The sequence below is a fragment of the Stenotrophomonas maltophilia group sp. Smal12 genome, assembly GCF_037079935.1.
Taxonomy (GTDB): Bacteria; Pseudomonadota; Gammaproteobacteria; order Xanthomonadales; family Xanthomonadaceae; genus Stenotrophomonas; species Stenotrophomonas sepilia.
Genome location: NZ_JBAWUK010000096.1, coordinates 1 through 5,920, shown reverse-complemented (window position 1 = coordinate 5,920; position 5,920 = coordinate 1). Strand labels below are relative to the sequence as shown.

Genomic DNA, 5,920 nt, shown 5'->3' with positions numbered 1-5,920 from the left:
CCAAGGAAAGTGGCACGTGCCCTGCCCCCGATTGGCCATCTCCAGCCGCGCCCAAGCGATTACCATGGAACCGTCGGTGCGGTGACGTCTCCCCACCGGCGTTTCCAGGGGGCATGTGGGACAAGGAATGGCAAAGGAATGGGGCCCATCGTGGGTGGGCCAACACGTAACGGGATCATCGGATTGGCGTTTGCGCCTAGAGGGCCTGGAGCTCGCCCTGGCGCTGGACGGTCGCACCCATCGGGTCAACGTCGAGAACGAGGCCACTTACCGCGTCAACGCCGGCACCTTCTGGACCGACATCACGTTTCATCCTGGACAGGGCCTGGAAGTAAGGGCCGACGGGTTGCCCAACGCCCAAGGCGCCGATTCGGTTCAAGCGTTGAACGTCGCATTGAAGGAGAAGCCCCTGCGCGAGGAGGTGGCGTTCCTCACGGACCAGCAAGACACGATTGACGCGTGGCTAGACCACAAGGCAGAACAAGAGCGGACCTGCTTCGCACAGCGCCGCTGGTTTACCCATGAGCAGCAGGACGATGTCCTGGCGGCCCGCCCCACGGTTGACCCGGCCGTCCTCCGATCGCGCCTAAAGAATCCCGGCGTGGCGATCCGGCTGGGACCGGCTCCCCAGGCGATGGAGCGCTCGCTGGCCGCTTGGGAAGCCGACCACCGCCCTGCTTGGGCCGCGCTCAACGCTGCCCACGTGGAACGCGAGCTGGTGGCCAGCAAAGACTTGCTGGACCGGGTGGAGAGCAAGCCGCTCACCCCGGAACAAGCCAGGGTCGTGGTGTGCTTCGACAACCGCGTGCAGGTGGTGGCCTCGGCCGGCTCGGGCAAGACCTCCACGATGGTGGCCAAGGCGGCCTACGCCGTCCAACGCGGCTTCGTGGATCCCAAACGGATCGTCCTGCTGGCGTTCAACAAACAGGCCGCCGAAGAGCTCAAGGAGCGCGCGACCTTGGCATTTGAGCGCTTGGGCCTGGCGGAGTTGACCGTGGAGGCGTCCACCTTCCACGCGCTGGGCCTGCGCCTCATCGGCAAGGCCACCGGAGAAAAGCCCGACATTCCCGATTGGGCCACCGACGGTCGCCCGCGCTCCGCCGCCAGTGGGACCTGTTCCGCTTCGTCTTTGGCAAAGACCTCCCAGCCTTTGGTGAGCGGGAGCCAGCGGAGGTGTGGGACGCCCAGCGCAAGGCAAGCGTCCGCACCAGATGGGGCATGTGACAGTGATCATCTGTGATTAAAAGCGACGCAAATGTCACCGCTGACGGACCCTTGGCTCGCGTCCGTCAGCTGTCCAGTTCAGGCGCGGGTGTATGGTTGTTCGATCAGGGCTTGCATGCCGGTGGGGTTAGGGCTGAAGCTCATGGGCAGCTTGCCGATATGCCTCTTACTAGGTAAATGAGGCGCAAAGCCCAGCGCAGCGATGGAGCGTGTCAGATCGGGGGTTGCTTTGAAAGTTCGAAAAAATCGGCTTCGCTACGTCCTGACCGTCGCAGGAGCCACGGCGGTGTGCCTTCTGGCGATGCTCGCCGTGGCCCAAGCCATCCTCTACGTGCGTGACAAGGCAGGGGCGGAGGCCGTGGCGGAAGCCGCGGTGGCGCGCTCGGAGGCTATATCCCTTGCAAGGCGCGTCGCGGCCGAACAAGCCTCTCGCATTGGACAGCCGCCTTGCTCGGCTAACGACATTGACTCACTGAAAGAGATCGCGTTCCGCTCCAGCTACATGAGCGACATCGGTCGCATCCGAGACGGACGCCTTGTCTGCAGCGCTCTCTGGGGGCGCTCGCGCCCCTACACCCTCCCCGCCCCACGCTTCTCCAGCGGCGCTGTCCGGCTTTGGCACGCATCGGATCTCGTTGGCTCCCCCTACGCCGGATCCAATCTGATCGCCCAAGGCGACACATTCACCGTGTCCTCCCCGTCTGCCTTCGAGAGCTTGGACCCTGCGCGCAGCAGCTCCATCAGCATCGAAACGAAGGACCGATCGTTTACATTCCGCACCTTGTCCCCGACCAGCCGCGTCGGCACCCCGTCTCTCGTCCAAGCTCAACATTGCAGCCGGGTGGCCGACGTTTGCGCGTTCGTTACCAGCCCTAGGCACGTGGTGTCCGAACTACCCTCGGCGTTGCTCACCACCATCCTGGCAGCGGGTGCCTCGGTAGGGCTGTTGCTCGCGTTCTTGCTGATCAAACACCAAATCACGGCTCGGCAAACCATCCAGCAACGGTTGGTGCTTGCACTGAAGCGCAGCGAGATCGAACTGGCCTACCAGCCACTGCGTCGAATTGGCACGCGGGAGCTCGTGGGATTTGAAGCGCTCAGCCGCTGGCGCCCGCCGGGAGACGATGAAATCCCGCCGGCCGTCTTCGTGCCCATCGCCCACCGCCTCGGCCTGAGTCCTGATCTTTTTCGATACGTGCTGGCCCGTGCCATGACTGACCTCGCCCCCGCTCTGCGGGAGCACAGAAACCTCTACGTGAGCATCAATGCCGAGCCAGTGGACATGGCCCAAGAGTGCATCGTTCGCTACATCAGCAGCGTTTCCACCGATTCTGGCGTGTCCCCCGAACAGATTCGCATCGAGATCACCGAGCGGGAAGAACTCGTGTCTGCCGCCGCCAAGAGCAACATGCAGGCCCTCTCGGTTCTGGGATACCGGTTCTTGATCGACGACTTCGGGACGGGCAGCGCGAACTTCTCTCACCTCGCCCAGTCACCGTTTCGAGGAATCAAGATCGATCGCATGTTCGTGGCCGCTATCAACGAGGACTCACCCTTGCGGCCCGTGTTGCCAGGGATGTATCGCATCGCGCGTGAGCTTGGGCTGGATGTCATCGCAGAAGGCGTCGAAACAGAAGAGCAAGAGCTACTTCTCTACCGGATCGCGCCAGAGGCCATCGGCCAGGGATGGCATTACGGCCGCCCTCTCTCAACCAATGACGCTCTGGCCGCCATCCAGGTTGGGTAGGCCTCTAGCGCGGTTTAACCCAAGCGCGTTCACTGGCGCTTGACGTTCGCCCTAGCAAGATGTCCGTGCGTCCGATGGACGCGACAATCGTGAAAATCTCCGCTATGGCGCTGACCCCAGTTGGCGCCGCCGAACCCAAAGGGGTGACTCCCCCTCCCCTAGGTGACGCCCCGGCAGTTCAGGGCATCGTCGTGATCGGCACCCCTAGCAGGCGGCCTCTTTAGGGCAACGCGCGACACACACCCTCAGCAGTGGTCGCAACCGACTGGCCGCCGGTCTGGCCTTTTGCTGGTTAACGAACTGGCTCAGCGCTTTCCAACAGCGCCGCTCGGTTACTTCCCTGTGCCTAAGGCTGTCGCCGTGCAGCCCGCCTCTTTATCATGCTCCTGCGACGGCAATAGAGGGATCGGACAGCGGTATCTGGCGTGCGGACTGCGCGGACGACCCCGTAGATGAATTCTTCAGAATCCAATTGTCTCATCTGGTTCCGGTGGGGTTGTCGCGGTGCATCATATGCATTCCGCTCCGTTCAGCTTTTTGTTCATCTTCATGCCCAACATTGGACGTTTCTTCATCGATCAGGTTGAGGGTGTGCGGCGGGCCGACGGCTCGCTCTTGCAGGTCACGCGGATCAGCTGCGCTTGTCTGGAATGCGGCCGCCAACTGCGATTGGTTCCAGGGCATGGCCTGCTGGACTTGGACGGCGCCGCCGTGCTCACTTGCCCGCTCTGTGACAACCGCTAGGCGGTGGCACGCGCGAGGTTGGAAAAGCTTTGCCCCCAACCTAACCACCCGCGCATGGCGAGTCTTGATTGAAGAGTGGACCGCTGTGTGCTGGCCCGAAAGGGCCGATTGACGGTGCAGTCAAGCGGAACGCTCACCGGTTTCCAACGCTTGAGCTTGGGGCCACCCTGCTGCCAGACCGCGATTCGGTGGCCAGCCAATGGAGGAGGGGTATGCACAAGGCTGAGACGGAGGCGTTGGTCAAGTTGGAGCTCCGCCTGAGCGAGTGCGAGAGGCGCCTGCCCAACGCTGAGGGCGAAACCAATGCCTTGGAGTATGCGGTCAGGGCTTTGGTGGCCAGTTCTGCCAATCCCACCGCGGTGCGCCTTGCATGGGCCCACCTGATGCCCATGATCGTCGACATCCATGTGCCTCCCCAGCCAACGCTCCAATGCAGACTTTCTGCTTGGCTTGCGTCATGGACTGAGGTCCGTGGCCGAGCAAATCGACGCTTTGCCCTGCCCCCTAGAGACCTCCCAGATCGAGAACGGTTGCTTGGCCCTTTGAGAGAATTGCTGCCAACAGACGACCGCCCGCTAATGGCCGCTCGCTGTCGCCGTTGAGGTAAGCGGCTTGCAAGCGTCCTGCTGCCATCAACTCCGCCCGTCCCATGCCTGCTGGCTGATTCCGCAAGGGCTCTCCTGGCGACGCCAAGCCTCCCACCAGCGCTTGGACCACGGCGGGACGGCCATCTTCGGACTTTGCATAAGCGGTGGCAACCATGCGCTGGGCGTGCGCCGACCAGCCGCCCAAAACCAACTCGGTGTGCATAGCGCTGATGGGTAAGCCAGCGGCTGCCGCCGCGCTCACGTAGTTTGGCCAGAGGCGATCAATCACGCCGCCAAGCTCGCCGGACAGCCGCTCTATCGTGAAGTCTGCTCGAAAACTGGCTTGGAGACAGAGCTCGTAGATTCTTAGGAAGAACTGGGCCGACCCACGCGTGGCCAAGACGGCGTTGTGCTGAGGCAGCAGAAGCAACTTGGCGCCCTCTGAGTGCGCCCCGGTTTGAGCATCTTGCGCAAGGGTATCGACGGTCACAGCCAAGTGATCGGCACTCAGCAACACGTTCAAAATGCTCATCTGCCGTCCTTGGGATCCATTCAGTCGATTGAACCTTCCAACGCCAATTCAGCCATAGGGGTTGTTGAGAATCTCAGACGCAATCCGCTCTCCCGCGTCCAACGCATGGAGGCACGACGACGCTTTGATGCTCAAATCCGAGCGCCCTCCCACGCCATGGACCTCGACAGCGAGAAGAACCCAACGGCTTTCACTGAGCCGCCAGATCTCGGAGGTGTAAACGTGCTCTCCCACCGACAAGGTGACCCGTTCTAAATCTTTGCCCGGCTTGGAAGTACCCATGGCCCTCGAACCCTGACTGTTCAAAAGCAGTGTGCACGCGAACGCCGCTGGCCTCAACTGATCGCCTTCCTGCGACGCGGGGAGTCACACTCAAGCGAAATGCCCCCCGATGGATCAGACCCAGTCCTCATTGGATGCCGGCGATGTGACCGTGACCTGCCCAACCTGGGGTGGCCGTCATGGCGTTGAAAGGGCGGGACATAGTGAGGGGGCCGCGCCCACCGCGTTCGGGGCATCTCCGGCCGACTCCACCGCTGAAATGGGCCCGATCTGCAGCAGAGCCAAGGCCGCCAAGCACGCCTGCCGACTGGCGAACGTCTCCCGGGGAGCCATCAAAACATGCCCGCGTGGCGCCACCAGCCGCCAGCGCCAACCTTCCGCCCCGGTGATCCGGGCCCAAAATCCCACCCGGTGGTATACCTCAACGTACATAGCTGCCTTGCGTGATCAATCTGCGATGCTAGCGCCATCGAACCGAGCTCGGCCTATCTTCCGGCCGGGCGTTTAACTCGTCTTTTGAACAACGCGCTCAGGCGTGCGTCGCTAGAGCCTGCTCCGGCCCCGGGACGCCCCGGCTCACAGGCTCATCCAGCAGGTTTGAGCCCCCAGGACGTCCGGGAAGAGACCGCAACAATTGACTCACCCTGTGGACGCTTCCTCCCCCACCCCCCTCCGCACCCAGCACGTAGAGAACCCGCCCCTCAAACTGGGCGGATGCCAGCTCAAGCCCCTCCACGTCTGCCAACTTCTTCGTCAGAAGAGCTCGCCACGACGCGGGCGGTTCGGATTCAAATTCGACGATCA

The 5,920-nt window shown here is 62.7% G+C and carries 5 protein-coding genes; 2 read left to right on the top strand and 3 right to left on the bottom strand.

Features of this window, described 5'->3' with window-relative positions; all coding sequences use genetic code 11:
• Positions 1–190 precede the first annotated feature (190 nt).
• Entirely contained in the window at positions 191–1,240 is a 1,050-nt protein-coding gene (locus WDC87_RS21605; RefSeq protein ID WP_301655351.1) for a UvrD-helicase domain-containing protein, read from the top strand.
• 270 nt (positions 1,241–1,510) lie between these two features.
• Positions 1,511–2,971: an EAL domain-containing protein gene (locus WDC87_RS21600; protein ID WP_301655352.1), complete on the top strand. Its 1,461-nt coding sequence runs from the start codon at positions 1,511–1,513 to the stop codon at positions 2,969–2,971.
• Positions 2,972–3,448: 477 nt separating this feature from the next.
• Here the strand turns inward: WDC87_RS21600 and WDC87_RS21595 are convergent, their stop codons facing one another.
• The 3 genes from WDC87_RS21595 to WDC87_RS21585 all read right to left on the bottom strand — a co-directional run bounded on the left by WDC87_RS21595 (position 3,449) and on the right by WDC87_RS21585 (position 5,116).
• Entirely contained in the window at positions 3,449–3,655 is a 207-nt protein-coding gene (locus tag WDC87_RS21595; protein ID WP_301655353.1) for a hypothetical protein, read from the bottom strand.
• 564 nt (positions 3,656–4,219) lie between these two features.
• Entirely contained in the window at positions 4,220–4,834 is a 615-nt protein-coding gene (locus WDC87_RS21590; protein ID WP_252744929.1) for a hypothetical protein, read from the bottom strand.
• A 48-nt stretch (positions 4,835–4,882) separates the two neighbouring features.
• On the bottom strand, positions 4,883–5,116 hold the full coding sequence (locus WDC87_RS21585) for a hypothetical protein (RefSeq protein WP_106468504.1): 234 nt from the start codon (positions 5,114–5,116) through the stop codon (positions 4,883–4,885).
• Between the last annotated feature and the right edge of the window lie 804 nt (positions 5,117–5,920).

Bases quoted from the DNA above. Each gene is read 5' to 3' on its own strand.
- WDC87_RS21595 (WP_301655353.1), bottom strand. From the start codon at position 3,655: ATGCCCTGGAACCAATCGCAGTTGGCGGCCGCATTCCAGACAAGCGCA.
- WDC87_RS21590 (WP_252744929.1), bottom strand. From the start codon at position 4,834: ATGAGCATTTTGAACGTGTTGCTGAGTGCCGATCACTTGGCTGTGACC.
- WDC87_RS21585 (WP_106468504.1), bottom strand. From the start codon at position 5,116: ATGGGTACTTCCAAGCCGGGCAAAGATTTAGAACGGGTCACCTTGTCG.